Raw genomic sequence first — 19,103 nt, forward strand, 5'->3', positions numbered from 1 at the left:
TCGTTATCTGGTTCTCGAAATTACATTGGGGGATTAGTTGGACAGAGACGACGCCTCAGCGATCGCAACTGGAGTTAGCGGGCTCGACTACATTCTTCGTGGCGGCTACGCCAGGAACCGCTCCCATCTGATCGAAGGGAAACCAGGTTCTGGAAAAACCACTCTTGGCCTCCAGTTTTTGATCGACGGCGCCAAGAAAGGCGAGACATGCCTTTACATCACTTTGTCAGAAAGCAAGCGCGAACTGCTCTCGGTTGCTGGCCGTCACGGCTGGGACCTGAAGGGGGTGCAAATTCTTGAACTTGTGCCGCCGGAGCTCAGTTTCGATCCGGCGCAGCTACAGACATTGATCCATTCCTCGGAATTGGAACTCGGCGAAACCGTGCAGTCTGCCATGGCCGAGATCGGACGCGTCAGACCGGATCGCGTGGTGTTCGATTCGCTCTCTGAAATTCGACTTTTATCGCAAGGGTCATTGCGGTATCGGCGCCAGGTGTTGGCATTGAAGAGCTTCTTCATGCTCAACAATGTGACGGTGCTTATGCTCGACGACCTGACGGCTGAGCAGGATGATCTCAATTTGCATTCGATCAGTCACGGCGTCATACGGATGGAGCAGCTGTCGCCCGTCTATGGTGGAGAGCGCCGGCGGCTACGCGTGATCAAAATGCGCGGGGTGCAGATCCGGGGCGGCTTTCACGATTTCGTAATTCGCCCAGGCGGCGTTATCGCCTATCCGCGGCTCGTTGCAGCCGAGCATGAGGTGGCCGAGCATGATACGCCGGCCATGAGCAACAACCGGATCGACACCCTGCTTGGCGGCGGGCTGGCCCGTGGTACCAGCACGATGCTGATGGGGCCGTCTGGCGTTGGCAAGTCTACCATTGCCTGCACCTATTGCTATGCCGCACTCGAGCGTGGCGAGCGTGTGCTGGTGCTGTTGTTTGACGAGACAAAGCGCATCTTCTTGGCGCGCGCCGCCGGGCTCGGCATGCACCTGGAGCCGTTTGCCGAGGACGGCACGCTGATGCTTGAATCTGTCAATCCGGCTGAGCTTTCACCAGGCGAATTGTCTTCGCGCATCCAAGCGGCCGCCGAAGAATCGAATGTGCGGATCGTCGTGATCGACAGCCTAACTGGCTATCTCAATGCCATGTCCGAAGAACAACATCTGGTGCTTCAGATGCACGAGATCCTCACCTATCTCAATCAGAAGGCAGTGGCGACCATCCTGCTGTTGGCCAATCACGGGCTGTTTGGGCAAACGGCAGCGCCGGTCGACATGACCTATCTCTGCGATTCCATCATGCTTCTGCGCTTCTTCGAGAACGCAGGTCAGTTGAGACGCGCGATTTCGGTTGTCAAGAAACGTGTCGGCCCCCACGAAGAGACGATTCGTGAGTTTAAAATCGGCGGTAACGGCGTGGCCGTAGGTGAGCCACTGGAACAATTCCGCGGCATCCTGATGGGATCTCCGGAATTTGAAGGCAAGCCGACAGACCTTCTGAGGGATAAGGCGCTGTGATGTCGTCCAGCCCCGCCGTTCTCGTGCTGGCGCCGCTTGGCCGTGACGCGAGGATCGCGGCCTCCATCCTGGCTACAAACCAGATTGCCTCGCGTGTGTGCGGCAGCTTGGAAGAGGCAGTGCCGCTTCTCGACGAGGCTCAGTGCCTTGTCGTGGCCGAGGAAGCCCTGCTCAGTTCCGATCGAACGCAGTTTGCGGCCTGGCTTGAAGCCCAACCCGCATGGTCGGATTTTCCGATCGTGCTTCTGACGATGCGGGGGAACGAAGTCGACACCCGGATGGCATTTCTGGACCGCTATCTGATCGTGCTTGAACGGCCATTTCTGGCTTCGAGCCTCGCCAACTCGGTGCGCTCCGCCTTGCGTGCCCGCGCCCGCCAGCGTGAGGTCCAGTCCTACATCGAACAGAAGCGGGAGGTCGCCGATCGGCAGAAATTGCTCATCCGCGAGCTGCATCACCGCGTCAAGAACACGCTGGCCAACGTTCGCGCCATGATGGGCGCGACGGCCAAGTCGAGCGGCAACGTCGATGATTTCGTACGCGATTTTTCAGCCAGGCTCGTTTCCCTGGCCCAGACCCATTCGATGCTTACCGACGATTATTGGCAGACTGCCTCCCTGCACAAGCTGCTCGAAAGCGAGCTTGACCACTATGAGACGCGCGACAGGCCGCGTATCGCTATGGAAGGCCCGAACGTAGCGCTAGTCGCCGACATTGCGGTCCCCGTCGGGATGGCTTTCCACGAACTGGCCTCCAATTCGTCGAAGTTTGGCGCGCTTTCGCAAACGGGAGGCCGCCTTGATGTCCGCTGGTCGTTAGGCGGGTCCGGCGATACACAGATCGTCAATCTTGACTGGCGGGAACGAGATGGGCCGAAAGTCGAGCAGCCCAGTCGCCGGGGGTTTGGCACGACACTTCTGGAAAAAGTCGTGACCGTGCAATGCAACGCAAAGATCGAATTGAACTACCATCGTGACGGCTTGCAGTTCACCATGGCCTTGCCGTTGCGAAACACGCGCCTTGTGCCGGCTTACTGAGCGGCAACGGAAAGGCAGGCTGGGCGCCGCGATCGGCATTAACTGAGCGTCACTCGGCAGGCTGGTCTAGCGCTCTGGCCGAGCCATCAGTTCCGAAAAGACCGCCTCTCGATCTCCCATATGCCTCTGCAACATTGCGAGAGCTCCAGCGTGGTCTATGCGGCCGACCTTGGTGATGAAGTCGAACACGTGCCGCGGCACTGTGACCCGGGTCATGCGTCCTAGACGAAACTTTGGGCTTTCCCGGAGCGCAGCTTTGTCGCCTTCGTGGTCACCCCCCGCCATTTTGCTCACGATCCTCGTTGATAGCCCGGATGGGCATCTGAATCATCTGCGACCCGTCGGGGTTCCGACTGGCGTCGTAAAAAAACAAGAGGCCCGCAGGCAGGCTCGATCGACGGTCAGCTATCCCGAACAGCAAACGAAATCACCCTCGCCTTTGGCCAACCAACTTTCGCCAGATCACCTTCGCAATGCCTGCGGCCCCAGTACGGTCGGACAGCCCGCGCCTCTGGCGGCCGAAGTGAGGCGCCGGGAACATACAACGACGGTCGTTGTTTCTCTGATCAGGAGGAAAGATAATGGCAGACGATAAGAGCAAGCGTGATTTTCGAGATCGCAACCGTGTATCAGTCGATGAAGATTATGAGGTTGGCTATTTCGCCAAACAGCATCGTATCACGCCAGAATAGGTCCGCGAGCTAATCAGAGAACACGGCAACGACCGGAAGAGGCTCGAACGCGAGGCAAGAAAACGGGCTGATATCGGCTGATGGTCGCGAAGCACTACGCGGCTTTCCGACGAGCGGGTTTGAAAGGCTCCCCGAGCGTGAAAACGTCTGGCCGGATGCCCGCCTCGACTTGCTTCCATGTGACCGGGTGGGCAATTGGGAAGCCGGGCCGCGCTCGCGGGGAAAAAGCGCCTATTGCGGTATTGCCCCGTCCGTTGCGGAGATAATCGAGAAAGATCCGGCCTCCTCGGGCTGCGGGGTCAGCTGACAACAGGTATCGGTCAGGATCGGTATCAACCAGACGATGGGCGAGCGACTTGGCCAGTTTCCGGGCGCTGTCATGGGTCATCTTCGCAACGAGCGGGGCCATCAAGTGGATGCCTTTGCCGCCAGTGACCTTTGGCCAGCTCTCCAAGCCTGCCGCTTCCAAGATGCCCCGTAGCGCCAGCGTGGCCTCGATCACAGCGTCCCATGGGACGCCTTCTCCGGGATCGAGGTCGAGGACGAGCCGGTCCGCATGTTCGATGTCGTCAATCGTCGCGTTCCAAGGATGAAGCTCAACGGCATCCATCTCGACCAAGCCAAGCAGACCATCCATGTCATCTATCCATACCCGAATGCCTTCGCCGCCTTCGCGCTTCTGAACGCGGAGCTGGTGCACGGACGCCGGTATCCGAGGTAGCGGTCCCTTGTGATAGAAGGTTGCGCCAGAGGCGTGGCGGACCAGCTTCAGCGGTCGCCGAACGAGATGAACTAGAGCTTGATCAGCGACCCGCCGCCAATAGTCTGCCAGCTCTTCCTTGGAAGGTGCGACGGCATCGGGTAGCAGCTGGAGAATGTTCTCGCGCGGGACGCCGTGTTGGCCTTCCGACCTCCGCTTGGAGGGCGATGGAGGCTTGGGCGGGATTGCCTTAAGATCCTCGCGTAGTCCCTTAAAGACCGCCTCCCGCAAGATGCCGCGGTCAGACACGCCACTGAATTGTACCTCGGCAAGAACGTCTGGTTTGACCCATGTCGCCTTGGGCTTCTTGATCGGCTCCGACAGCGGTGACTTGGCGACAACAAGCGGATTAAGCCGCTCCCTAACGCGCCGGGCTGCGTCCAGCGTATAGCCGGTCTGGGCCTTCCCGGCATAAAGCAGCCGGTCGCCCTCTCGCCTGCCGATGTACAACGATGCGATGCGGCGCGGCTGCGCGCCAAGTTTCTCGACGAAAGCCACGATTGGAAAAGTGTCGCTCTTGACACATTTGACCTTGACCCAACTGGTCTGGACGCCCGAGCGGTAGTGAGCATCCGCTCGCTTCGATACGATTCCCTCTATGCCCATCCGGCAGGCATGGTCGAACATATCCTTGCCGTTCACCTCCAGATGCTCGGCATAAGTCAGGGTTGGCTCGGTTTCGGTCAGCAGCTTCTTCAGCGCAGCCTTGCGCTTCACTAACGGTTGTTCCCGTAGATCACGGCCATCGAGGTACAGGAGGTCGAAAGCGTAGAGAGTCATCCGCAGCGAACTTGGGTTGCCCAGCTCCCGTTCCAGGGCTTGATAGTCCGGCAGGCCGGTGTCGCCCAGGACGACAGCTTCACCATCGATGATAGCGGATTTGACCGGCAAGCTTGCCGCGGCCTGAACAATCCTCTTGTAACGGTGGGACCAATCGTAGCCGCGACGCGTGAATGCTCGCGCCTTTCCGCCTTCAACGACCAGCTGCGTCCTGTAGCCGTCATATTTGATCTCGTGAAGCCAATCTCCGCCTTCGGGAGCTTTCTCGACCAGTGTGGGCGATTGGAACTCGATGAACGAAAGCCGGTCAATGGCACTGGTCATATGCTCGCGACTCCAGGAATCGCGACTCAAGCCCCAGCGCCCCTGTCGGTTCCGAGCCTTTTAGAAGAATTGCATCGCGACGATTGGTTATCCGCCTCACTTGTTGATGTGACGGCGCAGCAGTCTGATGTTGCGATTGTTCGCCTTAAAATAGACGTCGAAGATCGAGCCGAGAATTGGAACACTTCCTACGAGCGTATCCAGCAGCACGTTGCCTAGCATGCGGGCGACCAAGCCGTTTCCGGCACCGACGTTTCGAGCTCGCAAGACGATGTAGGCCGAGACAATGCCCGTCGCCGCATCTCCGAGTACGGGGACCAGACCTATGAGCGCATCCAGTCCAAAACAAATTGATGTGCCTGGAATGCGCCAGCGGGAATCGAGTAGCGCGGCCAATAGATCCAACTCGGCAAGTACGTTTGCTGTATGACCACCGTGACCGCCCTGCCCGATCATGCCAACTCGCGCGCCAGTACGATTTAGTATCTCTCCCTGATGGGATAGCCGTCACCTTAGATATCGCTTTGACCGCCTGAATTCGCTTGCGTCCTGTGCGATGGCACGTCGTCGAGCAAGGTCGTCTCACCGGAGCTTTTCGGCGCCTCAACGGGCAATTCACCAGTAGGCGTCATTTTGCTGACGGCCTCAGGCAAATCTCGCGTGATCCGGCTTATGAGCTCCTCGCGCGAAAGGCCGGTCTGCATCGAGAGGGAAGTCAGCGTGTCTTCGTCTATGGCTGCTTCCACCTCGCTTGGCTGGATCGGCTCGTTCGGCCCGGTGCCTACCCACGAATCGACCTTCGATCCGGCGCCTGCCCCTCTGAACCGGTCGAGAATATCGCCAAGCGCGGTCCCCGAAACGCCTTTTGAAAGCTGATCCAGAATCCCGCCTTGCGGATCATTTGGGTTGCGATCACCCGCTCCACGGATCATGTCGCCGATCTTGTCGCGATTTTGGTATGCCAAGACGCCGAGCATCGCGATCGCCAATTTTCCCAGGTTAGCCATTGGTACCTCCACTGTTCAATGGACAAGGGCTCAACATCACAAAAGTTCCGACCGGCGACGATCTAATTGAATAAGGGCTGGCGTATCGACACAGACGTGAGCGGTGCTGCCTAACCGGCTTGTTTCCGTTTGCGGTGCGGCTTCGGCCTCGCAGACGCTGATCGTGCAAAGCTCGTTGCCTGCCTGATCGCGCATGCGCACTAACCATCCGGTCATATCGTCATCGCCCAGATCAGCCAACAGGCCAATTCCGCAACGGATCGCTTCGGCGCGAGCGGCCTCAAAACTTGGCGTCTCGGCAGGCGGAACCTGGCGAGCCTGGTCGCCGCCATACTAGAACGTATATGTATTGCTCTCCCGGCGCGGGCATTGTCCGATTCCGGGGCCCAACCGCCGTTTCTGAAGAGTCGAAGGGGCCGTAGATCCGGGTCAGGCACTTGGCAGGTTCGCCGTATGCATTGAATTGACTGATGATGGGTTTGGAGTCGAAGCGAGATGGATCCCACGCACTGCCTTAGAGCTTCATGGAACTACCACCCTCATCCTTGACGGGGGTTTGGCCAAACAGCGAACATCGGCTAGGCCTAAGACGATCGATCGAGGTCGACTCGCGCGACGGCGTAGGCGCCAAGCGAGATGCTTTGATCATACAGCGGTCTTGCGGAACTTTCCATGAAGTCGGGATCGGTTGCCGCCCGCTCGAACTGCTCGGCGCCGAGAAGAGCAATGCGGGCGCTGCTCGGCGAATCCGAAAGCCGCACAGATTGCGTCTTGGCGGTAAGGTTAGCGACCCACAGGGTCACGCGGCGATCTTTTTCAGCCGCGATCGTGGCGACGGCGTCAGCGCCGGAAGTTCCTACGGACAGCAAGGTGGCTCCGCCGAGCTTTGAGAGACCAGCCAAGACATGGAAAGCGGGATAGACCGTTGGGCCATCCTGCTGGTCATACCATGGCTGCACGAAATCAGCCTTCCTATGGATTTGGCCAAAGGGGCCGGCGAAGTCACCGAACGCGACGGCCTCGATTCCTTCGCGAGCGCAGGCCGCGAAATATCCGACAGTCCAAGCCGCATTGAACAGCCCGCGCTGACGAGGATCAATTCGCGATAGACAGACGCGAGCGTTCGCTTCATTCGGCGCAGTGGATTTTCCGTATGGGTTCTCACGGCAGCCGAGCTGGATGGGACCGATACGCAGTGGCAAGCGTTCCCCCATGAAAGCATGCGCGGAGCGGATTAGATGGGGGATTGCCTGAAGTGTCTCCATCACCGAGACATCATCTGCGGCGTGCACGCTTGGACAGGTGGTGAAGGTCACGTAGTCGAGCGCTTCGGCTGGCGGACGCTTGCGGTTGAGTTCGGTGAAGTAAGCGGCCATGCCGCCGCCCAGCGCGATGCCCGGGAAAGCCCGGCGAGCGGCGGAGTAGCTTTCGTGGAAGCTGGGCATAGTCGGCCACGGTGCTCCCGGCTGTACGGATGTCATGTCCTGCGCCGGAAATACGGAGACAGCTTCTAGTTTGAGGCCGAGTGAGTGGACAGCATCCGCGACCGGCGCCAATTCGCCGAATGGATCGCGCGTGCCCTTGGTGACAATCTCAAGGACCACGCCAGCGCCGGTCAGCCGTGCGAGCGCGGCGTAGCTTTCTAGTTCGTCCTGGCCGTGTGCGATCCGGAGATCGACCTGGCAGACCATCCACTGCGGAGCCATTCGTCGTAGGAGCTCGGGGGTTTCGAGCGCGTGCTTTGCCTCGTCGACGGCGACGCCGACGCCAGTGCGGGGCAATCGGCCGACCGGTCCGCCGATGGTCAGGTTGATGAGTGGATTGCGATTTTCAGACGTCCCGGCAGGGAGCGTTCCTGACACGTGAAGCCGGACGGCCTGCGTGAATTTCTGGCCCCTGGGCAGTCTGTAAGGCCACGGGCGACGCAGAGGGCGGACATATGTTTTATACGAGGCGTCAGACCAATTGCGTTGGTCCTCCATCTCAAAGGCATCACCCTCCATGGTGCATGTCGCCCAGATCCCAGGCGCGATCTCGTGCGACAACGCCCGGATGTCGGTGAACGGACATTTTGGATCGATTTGGTCCGGAAAGAACGATAGCTCGTCGTGACCATCCTCATGCAGCACCTTTATCGGCTTGCCGGCTAAGCCCTCGATCGGATGAAGGACGACGAAGCCGGTCCGATTCGTCAAAAGGTCAGTCTCGGGCTCTGCCTCCGCCACAAACGACAGCGCACCATCGCCACGGCCTGAGACGCGCGCCCGGTAAATCAGGCGGCCGGATGTTGCAGCACATGTTGCACGGTATTCAATGGCGAACGCATCCGGCCTCTCGTCGATCCGGAGATCATCGAGAACGGGGGTACATGTTCCCCAGTTTTCGTCCCGTACAAGAAACGAGATTCCGCGCAAGACCTCGATCGTCCCGACGTGGATGTAACGCAACGCCCCATTGTCGAACGCGACCGACAAGGATCCGGCGCGCAGTGTGCGCAGCGGTGCCTCGAGCTGTTCGGTGCCACACAAGCGGACTGCCAGGGAAGCTGCCGAGGTCAAATTGCGCGCTCCGTCGTGGCGTCGAAGATCGAGGCCCGGTTCATGTTGATGTCGATCGCAAGCTTCTCGCCCGGACGGCTGACATCGTGCGCCTGCAGCTCAGCCATCACCGGCGCGCCGGCCAGTCGGAATGTCGCGTAACTGCGCGAGCCGGTCGGCTGCAGCAGGTCGATCGTTGCCTCATAGCGAAACGTGCCCTGCTCCGGCGTTGCAGTGTGCGCACGAGTGAGGTGTTCTGGCCTCAACCCGAGCAGCACCTGCTGTCCGTCCGCGACGCCCTTCAGCCCCCTGCCGCGCGCTAAAGGCAGCAGTGCATCCGCGAGCCGGATGGCAGCGGCGCCTGCGTCCAAGGCAAGGGTACCTGGCAGGAAGCTCATCCGCGGCGAACCCAGGAACCCAGCGACGAACGTTGAGGCCGGGTGCTCGAACAACTCGAGTGGCGCGCCCTGCTGCTCTATCAACCCGTCGCGCATCAGCACGATGCGGTCAGCCAACGTCATCGCTTCGATCTGGTCATGGGTGACGTAGATCATCGTTGTCGCAATGTCCTGGTGAAGGCGTTTGATTTCGCCGCGCATTTCGTCGCGAAGCTGTGCGTCGAGGTTGGACAGCGGCTCGTCGAACAAAAAGATGCGGGGGTTGCGGACTATGGCGCGGCCGATGGCGACGCGCTGGCGCTGGCCGCCGGATAATTGGCGCGGAAAACGCCCCAGCAACGGAGTGATCCCAAGCATGCGTGCCGCCTCGGCCACGCGCACCTCGACCTCTGGCTTCGGCATCTTGCGAGCCTTGAGGCCGAAGCCGATGTTCTTGGCCACGCTCATATGCGGATAGAGCGCATAATCTTGAAACACCATTGCCACGTCGCGATCGCGCGGCCGGAAATCATTGACCACCTCGCCGCCGATCTCGATCGTGCCTTCCGATATCTCCTCCAGGCCGGCGATGGTCCGGAGCAGCGTGGACTTGCCGCAGCCGGACGGTCCAACCAGAACGGTGAACTGGCCGTCGCGAATGTCCAGGTCGATGCCGCGCACGGCATGGAACGCGCCGTAGCGCTTGTGCAAGCCGGTAATTTTGACTTCGGCCATGCGGGAGCTTTCCTAACCGCGAACGGCGCCGAGCGTCAGCCCGCGCACCAGATGACGTTGAGCAAGGACCCCAAGGGCGATCGATGGCACAAGGGAGACGATGGCAAGGGCCGCGGCTTCGCCATATTGCGCGCCCTGGAAGCCGATGAAGGCGCGGAAGACCGTTGGCAGTGTAAAGGCAGTTCGGCTGGTCAAGATCAGAGCGAAGAAGAACTCCGTCCAGCATGCAATGAAGGCGAAGACAGCCGCCGCGACGATGCCCGGTGCTGCGAGCGGCACGGCAACGCGCCAGAACGCCTCCCATCTCGTGCAGCCATCGACGAGGGCCGCCTCCTCCATCGACTTCGGCATGCCGCGGAAATAGGCGAACATCATCCACACCGAGACCGGCAGCGTGAAGACCGTATAGGCGATGATCAGGCCGACATGAGTGTCGTAGAGCCCGACCTGGCGATAGATCAGGAACACCGGCAGCACGATCCCGATCGGCGGCAAAAAGCGCTGCGACAGCACCCAGAAAGACAGATGCTTGCCGCCGGTGTCGTAGCGCGCCAGGCTATAGGCCATCAGCGTGCCGAGCAGCGCCGAAAGCACCGTGGCCGAAAGCGAAATAATCAGGCTGTTGATGAGCCCGTCGAGACCACGATAGGCGAACAGCGCAGCTTTGTAGTGGACAAGCGTCGGAGCGGCGGGGAACCAGACAGGCGGTACGGTGAGGTAGTCGTCGCTGGGCTTGATGGAGGTGTTGAACATCCAGTAGAGCGGCCAGAGCACGAACACCAGGAAGAACCCCAGCAGCACAATTCTGCCGATCGGCAACGACCGGCGTTTCCTGCGGCGGGCGGGCGCGACGGCGGCCATCAGACCGGTTCCACCTTCAAGAGCCGACGCACCAGCAACGTCACGATGAGCGCCGTAAAGATCAGGAACAGCCAACTTCCTGCTGTTGCCTGCGACAGATGAAACTGCGTGAAGCCTATGGTATAAAGATAATAGGAGGCCGTGTAGGTTTGTGTTCCTGGGCCACCCCCTGTCATGATGAAAATGGTATCGAACATACGGATTGCGTCGAGCAGACGGAAGGTCAGCGCCAGCAGCATCATCGACCCGAGATGCGGGAGCGTGATCGCCCAAAAAACCTGCCAGGCGTTGACGCCGTCGAGTTCTGCCGCCTCATAGAGATTGGGTGGGATTGCGGTCAGCCCGGCGAGCAGGATGACGAACATGAACGGCGTCCACTGCCAGACATCGGCGATGATCAGCGAGACGTAGAGCCACGGGCGCTCCGTCATCCAGCCGATCGTAACCTCCTGCCCCAATAGTTGCGTCAGGACATAGTTGGTCGGTCCAAAAGGCCGCTGTAAGAGCAGCGTCCAGGCTTGGCCGACGATGACCGGGCTGATGAACAGCGGCACGATCAGGATCGACATGATCACACCGCGGCCCGGAAAGCTGCGCACCATTGTCAGCGCCACCAGGAGGCCGAGAACGAATTCTATAGCGACGCTGATGCCCGACAGCGATGCTGTCAGCAACAGCGACCAACGTGCTACGGGATCGAACACGACCCGCTCGAAGTTCTTCAATCCGACAAAGGCGTGGCCCGGCACCTGGAAGTCGTAGTTGATGAAGGATACCACCAGCGAAAACAGAAGCGGATAGATCGACAGTGCCAATATCAGCAGCACAGCGGGGGCGACCAGCAGCCACTTGAAATGACGGTCTGCCCATTGGGCAAAGGCAGACAGCCGGGGCGGTGCGCCGGCGGCCTTCAAATGACGGATCGTGGCGGTGGGCTGCATAGGCGTATCCTATCGCCGCTTAGCGGGGAGGTGTTGCGAGCCAAGCGCCCGCAACACCAATTGCTCCAGAGAGTCCGCCTCCCTTCAGAGGGTGACCGCCATGCCAAGTTTTTCCACCGTGTTGTCGGCGGTGGCGCCAGGCAGTTTCAAGAACTCGGTGTAGAAGCCCTTCTGCGAATCCACACCCAGTCGGTCGGTCGTCTCGTTCCACTCGGCGGCCGCCGTTTCAAGCGACGCCTTCGGATCCGCACCAGCCCACACCGCCGTGCACATGCGATCGATGCTCAAGAAGTAGTCCTGCGCGCCTGGCATGATCGGGTCGAGCAGACCGACGTTTGCCGAGTTGTTGAGGTTGGCAAGGTACTCCTTGGCACTCGGGAAGAGCGCGCCGTAGAGCTCGGACTTGAAGTGCGAGATGCGGTACGGGTCGCGTAGCGCGTAGGGCAGCATGCAACGTGCCAGCGAGACGGGTGGCGAGCATACCCACTGCATGAACAGATACGCCGCCTCAGGGTTGGGCGAGTCGGCCGACAGTGCCTTGTTGTAGCCGGTGGCATGTTCCGGATTTCCCGGAACCACGGCATAGCCGACCTTGCCGGCGATTTGGGACTGCGGAATGAAGTTGATTGCCGTGGCCGACTGCGAATAGTTCGCCGCCATACGGCCGCTAGGAGGCCAGGAATAGATCATCGCGACTTTGCCGGTCAGGAAAGCCGCCCACAAGGAGACGGCGTCGAGCTCGTTGTTGCCGGGGATCGAGGCCTTGTTTGCGGCGAGCATGTTTGTCAGCGTCTTGACGCCGGCATCCGAAACCAAACCTGCCTTCATGTCGTCGCCGAAGAGTTTTCCGCCGTTGGCCCGGTACTGCTGCAGAAAGTCGAACTGATTGCCGGGGCTGCCCGCCTTGCGGAAATGTCCCGCGCCATAGACCTTTGGCGCCATCTGGTCGGTGATGAACTGGGCGATCTGGGCATATTCTTCCCATGTCTTGGGCGGCCCAAGCTTGGCGTTGAACTTCGCCTGGTAAGCCTCCATCATTTTCGGATCCTCGAAAATGTCCTTGCGGTAGTAGAGAGCGAACATGTCGCCGTCGTCGAAGAACCCCCAGATCTTGCCCTTGTAGGTCGGCAGCGCCTTGTACAGGGGATGATAGTCCTCGAGGTCTGCCGGGTTCATGTATTTGGCGATGTAGTCGTCTAGCGGGGCGATGACGCCGCCATCGGCAAGCGACGGCGTCCAGGCCGGCGAGATGTCGAGGACGTCATAGGCACCCGAGCCGGCGATGTGCTCGGCGACCGCCTTGGAGTACTGGTCCGGGTTCGACAGCTCGACGACATTCGACTTCATCCCGGTAAGCTGCTCCCACATCGGCCCACTGAAATTGCGCGGGTCGAGTGCCTGCAGGCCAGCCTCGTAGGTCATGTTGAGGGTGACGCCCGAATGCGCCTTGGCCGCCTGCGCCGCGCGAAAGGCGGAACCGTCCGCAGGCCCTTCCTTCGATGCTTTCAGGGCTGCGGCCTGCGCCTGGCCGAGCGGCGACGTGGCGTCCGCCAATTCCAATGTTTGCTGCGCCAGCGCCCAATCGGTCATCATCCCCAGCAGCGGGCCGGACACGGCCAACATGCCGGTCATCTGACCGAAGCGGGTGATGAAAGTTCGGCGGGTGGTTTCGCCGCGCATGAAGGCGTCGACCTCTGCTTCGAGACCTGCCTGAAAGTCACGTTTTTCACGATCGTTCATAGTGCTTGGTCCTCCCATTTTCCTTTTGCTTCACTCGTCCGCCGGCGCAGCGGTCAAGCATTTCCTCCCGTAAGGTCGCCGCAAACAGGCCGCGGCGGCGCGCCGAAAATCAGTGTCACTCCTAGGTTCCAAAGCGGGCGGCGAGCCCAGACAGCCTGGTCTTCCACAGCTCGCTCGAAAGCACCTCGCGATTGACCACGCCGCGCGGCTCGCGACCGCGCTGCACCTCCATTACCGCTTTGACGTCCGCCGCACCGTTGCCGGCAAAGCACTGGTCGGTCCAGCAAAGCGCGTGCGGCGCCAGGATGACATTGTCGAATTTGAGGATCGCATCGTCTGCGTCGGGAGGCTCTTGTTCCAGCACGTCGAGACCGGCGCCGGCGATGCGGCGCTCCTGCAGTGCTTGCGTCAGCGCTTTCTGGTCGACGATCGGGCCGCGCGCGGTGTTGATCAGGTAAGCTGTCGGCTTCATCAGGGCGATCCGCTCGGCATTGACGATGTGGTGGGTCTGGGGTGACAGGGGGCAACTCACCGACAGCACGTCGGCGCGGCGAAACAGATCCTCCAGCCCTACCAGCTCGACGCCCAGGTCGGCAGCGACCCCCTTGTCGGCAAACGGGTCATGGGCAATGAATTGCATGTCAAAGGGCTTCGCCAAGCGGAAGACCTCGGCACCGATGTTGCCGATGCCCAGCGACCCAAGCGTACGCCCGACGAGGCCGACCCCCATATGTTCGGAGCGCTTCTCAAAACCAACAGACCCTTTGCGGGTGAGCGCGTCCTTTGTCAGCAGCTTGCCGGTCAGCGCCAGCATGAAGGTGATGACGGATACGGCGACGGGCCGTCGCACGCCATCGGGCGTGATGACCAAGGCAATACCGGCTGCGGTGCATGCCTCAACGTCGACAGTGTCGTAGCCGACCCCGAAGCGGGCAACGACGGCCAGGCGGCCGCTCCTGGGGACACTCGTGACATCGAAACGATGGGCGAGGAGGATCAGCGCATCGAAATCCTCAAGTTGGTCGGCGCGAAGCGGACTGTTTGACTCCAGGAACACCATCTCGACAGCTGTCGCATTGCGCAGCGGCTCCAGATCGAAATCTGGGTAGGTCGGCGAGCCGTCCGGCCTGCGGAAATCACCGGAAAGCGCCACCCTGAATTTCACGCTGTCCATCGTCTCCTCCGCTCCTATTGGCACCCGGCCCGGATCTTGGAAACCGCGTCGGCGATCGCGTCGTGCAGGACCCAAACGTCGCCTGAATAACAAATGAAATCGAAGCCCTTTGCGTAGAACTCGTGTCCCTGGGCGACGTTGGGCACCAAGCGTCCAAGCGATTTGTTGTGCTTCCTGGCGGCGGCAACGATTTTGGCCATTGCAGCAGTGAAAGTGGGGTGGGCGAAGTCGCCAGGAATGCCGAGCGAGACGGACAGATCGAAATGCCCGACCCACAGACAATCGACCCCGTCCAGTCCCGCGATGCCGTCAATGTTCTTGACGCCGTCGGCGGTCTCGATCAGGCAGATGAACGTCGAGCGCTTGTTGGCGGCCTCGAATTTGTCAGCGACCGAGCCCGGACGGTAACGGTCATGAGCGATCTGCAGCGCCACGCCGCGGGCGCCGGCAGGGTGGTATTTCATGGAGTTGATGATGTGCTGCGCCTGTTCGACGCTGCTCACCATCGGCGCGATCAGGCCTTCGGCGCCCATGTCCATGGCGCGGGCGAGGAAATGGTAGTCCTGCGACGGCACACGCACCATGACCGGCAGATCGGCCGCCTCGAAATAACGGATCGCACTCTTCAGCGTTTCCAAGCTAAATCCCGAATGCTCCATGTCGAAAAAGACGAAATCGCAGCCAGCGGACTTCAGGATGTGACCGATTCCCGGCGTGGCGAACTCGGCGACGAGCGTACCGAGCTTGACCCGCCTGTGAGAAGCTAACGCCCTGAGACTTGGCTCCGACATGCACTTCCTCCCGTTCGCCCCAATGGGCCAATCCGCCTATGTTCGCTTCAATGCGTGGCTTCAAGAACGAGGTCGCAGGTCGTCACCAACTTGGTCACGACGAGCGCCGCGCTCTGCGTATTGAATTCGTCGAAATGAGCGGTGCGGCAGTGGTCCTCGAATGCGGCCTCGCTATCGTAAATCTCATAGAGCAGGACCCGATCCAGTTCGCCGCGCGCCTCCGTCACGTCAAAGCGGCGACAGCCGGCCTCGGTGCGCATCGAGGCGGTCGCATTGGCGTCGACAAGTTCTCGGAATCTGTCCCGGGCACCAGGCCTCAGGCGGAAATCGACCCAGACGACAAATCCGGTCATCACTTGGGCCTCGCAAGTTGCAGATACCGCTTGGCCACATATTCGAGATGGCTGCGCATGGCCGTCTCTGACGCGTCTGGATCGCGCGCGGCGACGGCCTCGAAGATTTCGCGATGAGCCTGGTAAGCCTTGCGGTCTTCACCCTTGGCCAATGTGGTGCGACGCTGTTCGAGCAACCATTCAGCCAAGGCCGCGTGAATAGCTGTAAAGATCCGATTGCGGGTGATTACCGCCAGCACGTAATGGAAGTCTACGTCCGTGCGCTCGAAGCGCGCCAGATCGCCGATCGACTGCCGGTTGAGTTCGAGCGCCTCCTTGAGGCTGTCAATGTCTTCCGGGGTAGCATGCACAGCGGCGTTGCGGGCAAGACCGACCTCGAAAAACAAGCGCGCGCTCTGGAAGTCGTGAACGCCTCCCGGCGCCGAAATCATGTGCCGAGCCGGCCCTGAAAGGGCGTCAATCACGAATTGAGGAGTGGGTCGAGTGACGCGGGCACGCTCCCCCGATTTTACCTCGACAAGGCCCATTTTGCTCAGATGCAGCAGCGCCTCACGGATGGAAGGCCGCCCTACCCCGAACTGCCGCATGAGTTCCCGTTCAGATGGGAGACGGTCGGCTTCGGCCAACTCTCCCTCTCGGATCATCCGTTCGAGGTGCGCTGCCACCTCGTCCGAAAGCTTCCGCTGCTTGATCAGAACTCCGATCATGTGGCATACCTGTTATACCAATCAGGTACGTTATGATCCCATAGTACCCTTGTCAACGATGTCTAAGCATCCGGTAGCCGAGCCGTTTAATCACTCCGCCGATGTCGAGGCGTCCTTTGCACACGCCTTCAACGTCTTCACCAAGGATATCGGTGACTTGAGGAGCGCGAGCACACTCTGCTCGGTGTTCCGATCGGGGACCGTCTTCGAACCCTGGGTCGGGTGGTCAGTTTCAACTGCGGTGTGGACCGCAGTGAGTGCCACCGGGCCGTGTGCTGGCCGAGACCTACCCAACCGCCTGCTTATGAGCTGCAACATGAGCCCTCGATGGCAAAGTAGACCTCGACCTGAGCAAGACCCGCGAATGGAAGTGGGGTTCACAGCCGAGGCGGAAAACGCGAACTCTCGCTGGTGGACCCATTTGGCAATACGCCTGCTCCATCTCGTAATCTTTTTGCGCCGCCGCAATGCCGCAAAGGAAGGTGGTGTCGGGTCAGTTCTCTCTAGGCTCCAGAGCGCTCGTCACGTTGTGCCCATCCTCGTGCGGTGGGCGGCCGCCGCTTGAGGATGCGCATTTGAAACTGGTTTTCTCAAGATCTTTTAGTCCTGAGGGCCTCAGGCGGGGGCGCTTGCCATTTAGTTATCGTCACCTGCGAATGCCGAACCCGCACTCGACGCCAATCTACACGTTGGCCAGTTTGCGACATCTGGTTTCGGCGATTCCGCTTTCGGTAGCGACGATCATGCTGGACGGCTGATATGAGGCGCGTTCCCGCCTGGCAGCTTAGGGGCAGCAAGCAGGACGTCGGCTTTCTTACCTCGACCTGGCCTAAGCAGTCATTCAATTGTGGCCTCAGGTAGCTCATCCACGCTCCTCCTGACGCGGCGTGCCACCCAGCCGATGTCGGGCTGATGTGCGTGGACGGCAGTCGTCCTTTGACCACCGCTTCTGGCGGCGCCGATTGGCGAGCCGCCTCGCCATCATTAGCTATGGAACGGAAAAGAAACCATTCAGCATCAGACTACCGCTTTTCGACGCACCTTTTCGAATATGTCGGAACGAGCGCTTGTCGCGCAGCCCACGATGCCCCCCATTGGTGAACCGGTTCCATGAAGAGTCTGACAATACGCCACCGCATCCTCGTCAGTTTCGCAGCCGTTCTGGTGGTCATGTCCGTGATAGCCCTCATCGCGTACGCCTGGTTTCTTCAGGCGGGGGAGGAGGCGACTGAGGTCGAGAAGGGCATCCTTCCGGACCTTTATCACAGTACCGAGATCATGACGGGCCAGATGGCGGCCCATAGTCTGCTTCAGGAATATGCCCTTCAGGACAACCCGTCAGACAGAAGCACGGTTGAAAACGCGATCACGACCAATCGCAACCAGGTGCAGCGGTCGATGGACGACTATGAGGCAACGATCGTCTCCGATATCGACAAGCAGAATTATGCAGCCGTCAAACAACTCGCCAACCAATTCCGTCTGGCTGAAACTGCTGTGCTGGAAACAAGCCGGGCTGCCTTGTCGAAAGGTGAAACTCCCAATGAAAGCCCAGCTATCAAGAACGAAGTAGAGCCGATCTTTGTAAAATTGCAGTCCGCTCTGCAGGCCATGGTTGAGGATCACAGAGGCGAGGCAAACAGCGCGACGCAGCGGATCAGCTCGATCGTCAGAACGGCCGAAGTCGGTTTGAGCGTTGGCTTGTTGATAGCCCTCGGGCTAGCCCTTCTTTTGGGTTACCAGCTGTTTCGCGCCATTACAGGTCCGCTCACCCGTTTGGTCGACGCGGTTCAATTGATGCGGCAAGGCGACTTCAGCGAACGGCTCGATCTGAGGCGCCGAGACGAATTCAGCGTGCTTGCCGACGGCTTCAACGCAATGGCGGACGATCTCACAACCCTCATTGGTCAGGTTCAAAGGTCCAGCATACAGGTCGGCACGTCGATAACTGAGATCGCCGCCACCTCCAAGCAACAGCAGGCAACTGCGACTGAAATCGCAGCGACCACAACAGAAATCCGAGCGACAGCCAAGGAAATCTCCGCCACATCAAACGAACTGGTCCGCACGATGAACGAGGTCTCCACAGTTGCCGAACAAACCGCTGCCGTGGCTGGCGGGGGGCAAGCGGGGCTGACCCGTATGGAAGAAACCATGCAGCAGGTCATGGAAGCGGCTGGCGCGATCAATTCCAAACTGGCGATCCTGAGCGAGAAAGCCGGCAGCATCAATCAGGTGGTGACGACCATCACCAAAGTGGCCGATCAGACGAACCTGTTGTCGCTCAACGCTTCCATCGAGGCGGAGAAGGCAGGCCAATATGGCCGGGGTTTTGCAGTGGTGGCGACGGAAATCCGAAGGCTCGCGGACCAGACAGCTGTCTCCACCTACGATATCGAGCAAATGGTCAAGGACATCCAGTCGGCAGTCGCGGCCGGGGTGATGGGCATGGACAAGTTTTCCGAGCAGGTCCGTCGGGGTATGCAGGACATCCAGCAGGTCGGCGGGCAACTCTTCGAGATCATTCAGCAGGTTCAGGGGCTGGTGCCACGTTTCGAAGTCGCCAATGAAGGCATGCAAGCACAGGCGACCGGCGCGGGGCAGATCAGCGACACGCTAACCCAGCTAAGCGAGGCAGCTCAGCAAACAGTCGAGTCCCTTCAGCAATCGACGCTCGCGATCGACGAGCTCAATCAAGTCTCAGGCGGCATGCGAAGTAGCATATCGAGGTTCAAGCTACGAGCATAGCGAGCCGGCAGTAG

The 19,103-nt window shown here is 60.1% G+C and carries 16 protein-coding genes and 1 pseudogene; 4 read left to right on the plus strand and 13 right to left on the minus strand.

What is annotated here, in order from left to right; all coding sequences use genetic code 11:
- Window positions 1-37: 37 nt before the first annotated feature.
- The 3 genes from NL532_RS21020 to NL532_RS21030 all read left to right on the plus strand — a co-directional run bounded on the left by NL532_RS21020 (window position 38) and on the right by NL532_RS21030 (window position 3,254).
- Complete coding sequence (locus NL532_RS21020; protein ID WP_023829469.1) at window positions 38-1,525, plus strand: ATPase domain-containing protein; 1,488 nt, start codon at window positions 38-40, stop codon at window positions 1,523-1,525.
- Entirely contained in the window at window positions 1,525-2,562 is a 1,038-nt protein-coding gene (locus tag NL532_RS21025; RefSeq protein WP_031203322.1) for a sensor histidine kinase, read from the plus strand. Before NL532_RS21020 ends, NL532_RS21025 begins: the two co-directional genes overlap by 1 nt.
- 581 nt (window positions 2,563-3,143) lie before the next feature.
- Entirely contained in the window at window positions 3,144-3,254 is a 111-nt protein-coding gene (locus NL532_RS21030; protein ID WP_081731019.1) for a DUF3606 domain-containing protein, read from the plus strand.
- Window positions 3,255-3,348: 94 nt separating this feature from the next.
- Here the strand turns inward: NL532_RS21030 and ligD are convergent, their stop codons facing one another.
- The 13 genes and pseudogenes from ligD to nanR form a co-directional block, all read right to left on the minus strand.
- Window positions 3,349-5,118, minus strand: a complete 1,770-nt coding sequence (gene ligD, locus NL532_RS21035; RefSeq protein WP_023829466.1) for a DNA ligase D — start codon at window positions 5,116-5,118, stop codon at window positions 3,349-3,351.
- A 96-nt stretch (window positions 5,119-5,214) separates the two neighbouring features.
- Window positions 5,215-5,574 carry a DUF4112 domain-containing protein gene (locus tag NL532_RS21040; RefSeq protein ID WP_081731018.1) on the minus strand — a complete coding sequence of 120 codons (360 nt, stop codon included), beginning with the start codon at window positions 5,572-5,574 and terminating at the stop codon, window positions 5,215-5,217.
- Between the two features lie 56 nt (window positions 5,575-5,630).
- Window positions 5,631-6,125, minus strand: coding sequence for a YidB family protein (locus NL532_RS21045; protein ID WP_023682271.1), 495 nt, complete (start codon window positions 6,123-6,125; stop codon window positions 5,631-5,633).
- A 36-nt stretch (window positions 6,126-6,161) separates the two neighbouring features.
- A pseudogene (locus NL532_RS21050) lies at window positions 6,162-6,410 on the minus strand (hypothetical protein); the annotation flags it as partial.
- A gap of 299 nt (window positions 6,411-6,709) precedes the next feature.
- Window positions 6,710-8,683 carry a D-apionate lactonase family protein gene (locus NL532_RS21055; RefSeq protein WP_023829465.1) on the minus strand — a complete coding sequence of 658 codons (1,974 nt, stop codon included), beginning with the start codon at window positions 8,681-8,683 and terminating at the stop codon, window positions 6,710-6,712.
- Window positions 8,680-9,774, minus strand: coding sequence for an ABC transporter ATP-binding protein (locus tag NL532_RS21060; protein ID WP_023669457.1), 1,095 nt, complete (start codon window positions 9,772-9,774; stop codon window positions 8,680-8,682). The genes NL532_RS21055 and NL532_RS21060 overlap by 4 nt, the downstream gene beginning before the upstream one ends.
- Window positions 9,775-9,786: 12 nt before the next feature.
- Complete coding sequence (locus NL532_RS21065; protein ID WP_031203317.1) at window positions 9,787-10,635, minus strand: carbohydrate ABC transporter permease; 849 nt, start codon at window positions 10,633-10,635, stop codon at window positions 9,787-9,789.
- On the minus strand, window positions 10,635-11,576 hold the full coding sequence (locus NL532_RS21070) for a carbohydrate ABC transporter permease (RefSeq protein WP_023669455.1): 942 nt from the start codon (window positions 11,574-11,576) through the stop codon (window positions 10,635-10,637). Before NL532_RS21070 ends, NL532_RS21065 begins: the two co-directional genes overlap by 1 nt.
- An 84-nt stretch (window positions 11,577-11,660) precedes the next feature.
- The gene (locus tag NL532_RS21075; RefSeq protein WP_023829464.1) at window positions 11,661-13,316 is read right to left on the minus strand and encodes an extracellular solute-binding protein; all 1,656 of its coding nucleotides are present in this window, start codon (window positions 13,314-13,316) and stop codon (window positions 11,661-11,663) included.
- A gap of 121 nt (window positions 13,317-13,437) precedes the next feature.
- A complete protein-coding gene (locus NL532_RS21080) occupies window positions 13,438-14,490 on the minus strand; it encodes an NAD(P)-dependent oxidoreductase (protein ID WP_023829463.1) in 1,053 nt (350 codons plus the stop codon).
- 14 nt (window positions 14,491-14,504) lie between these two features.
- Window positions 14,505-15,281 (minus strand): HpcH/HpaI aldolase family protein, encoded by a 777-nt coding sequence (locus NL532_RS21085; protein WP_031203315.1) that lies wholly within the window; start codon window positions 15,279-15,281, stop codon window positions 14,505-14,507.
- 47 nt (window positions 15,282-15,328) lie between these two features.
- Window positions 15,329-15,634, minus strand: coding sequence for a putative quinol monooxygenase (locus NL532_RS21090; RefSeq protein WP_023829461.1), 306 nt, complete (start codon window positions 15,632-15,634; stop codon window positions 15,329-15,331).
- Complete coding sequence (nanR, locus tag NL532_RS21095) at window positions 15,634-16,341, minus strand: transcriptional regulator NanR (protein WP_023682279.1); 708 nt, start codon at window positions 16,339-16,341, stop codon at window positions 15,634-15,636. The genes NL532_RS21090 and nanR overlap by 1 nt, the downstream gene beginning before the upstream one ends.
- A gap of 1,110 nt (window positions 16,342-17,451) precedes the next feature.
- Here nanR and NL532_RS21100 point away from each other — a divergent pair.
- Window positions 17,452-19,089, plus strand: coding sequence for a methyl-accepting chemotaxis protein (locus tag NL532_RS21100; RefSeq protein ID WP_023689447.1), 1,638 nt, complete (start codon window positions 17,452-17,454; stop codon window positions 19,087-19,089).
- Window positions 19,090-19,103 lie beyond the last annotated feature (14 nt).

The sequence above is a fragment of the Mesorhizobium sp. C120A genome, from assembly GCF_030323105.1.
Taxonomy (GTDB): Bacteria; Pseudomonadota; Alphaproteobacteria; order Rhizobiales; family Rhizobiaceae; genus Mesorhizobium.

Excerpts from the sequence above, each read along its gene's own strand:
- NL532_RS21045 (WP_023682271.1), bottom strand. The coding sequence starts at position 6,125 with ATGGCTAACCTGGGAAAATTGGCGATCGCGATGCTCGGCGTCTTGGCA.
- NL532_RS21100 (WP_023689447.1), top strand. The coding sequence starts at position 17,452 with ATGAAGAGTCTGACAATACGCCACCGCATCCTCGTCAGTTTCGCAGCC.
- NL532_RS21075 (WP_023829464.1), bottom strand. The coding sequence starts at position 13,316 with ATGAACGATCGTGAAAAACGTGACTTTCAGGCAGGTCTCGAAGCAGAG.
- NL532_RS21025 (WP_031203322.1), top strand. The coding sequence starts at position 1,525 with ATGTCGTCCAGCCCCGCCGTTCTCGTGCTGGCGCCGCTTGGCCGTGAC.
- nanR (WP_023682279.1), bottom strand. The coding sequence starts at position 16,341 with ATGATCGGAGTTCTGATCAAGCAGCGGAAGCTTTCGGACGAGGTGGCA.
- NL532_RS21060 (WP_023669457.1), bottom strand. The coding sequence starts at position 9,774 with ATGGCCGAAGTCAAAATTACCGGCTTGCACAAGCGCTACGGCGCGTTC.
- NL532_RS21030 (WP_081731019.1), top strand. The coding sequence starts at position 3,144 with ATGGCAGACGATAAGAGCAAGCGTGATTTTCGAGATCGCAACCGTGTA.
- NL532_RS21080 (WP_023829463.1), bottom strand. The coding sequence starts at position 14,490 with ATGGACAGCGTGAAATTCAGGGTGGCGCTTTCCGGTGATTTCCGCAGG.
- ligD (WP_023829466.1), bottom strand. The coding sequence starts at position 5,118 with ATGACCAGTGCCATTGACCGGCTTTCGTTCATCGAGTTCCAATCGCCC.
- NL532_RS21040 (WP_081731018.1), bottom strand. The coding sequence starts at position 5,574 with ATGATCGGGCAGGGCGGTCACGGTGGTCATACAGCAAACGTACTTGCC.
- NL532_RS21065 (WP_031203317.1), bottom strand. The coding sequence starts at position 10,635 with ATGGCCGCCGTCGCGCCCGCCCGCCGCAGGAAACGCCGGTCGTTGCCG.
- NL532_RS21085 (WP_031203315.1), bottom strand. The coding sequence starts at position 15,281 with ATGTCGGAGCCAAGTCTCAGGGCGTTAGCTTCTCACAGGCGGGTCAAG.
- NL532_RS21090 (WP_023829461.1), bottom strand. The coding sequence starts at position 15,634 with ATGACCGGATTTGTCGTCTGGGTCGATTTCCGCCTGAGGCCTGGTGCC.
- NL532_RS21070 (WP_023669455.1), bottom strand. The coding sequence starts at position 11,576 with ATGCAGCCCACCGCCACGATCCGTCATTTGAAGGCCGCCGGCGCACCG.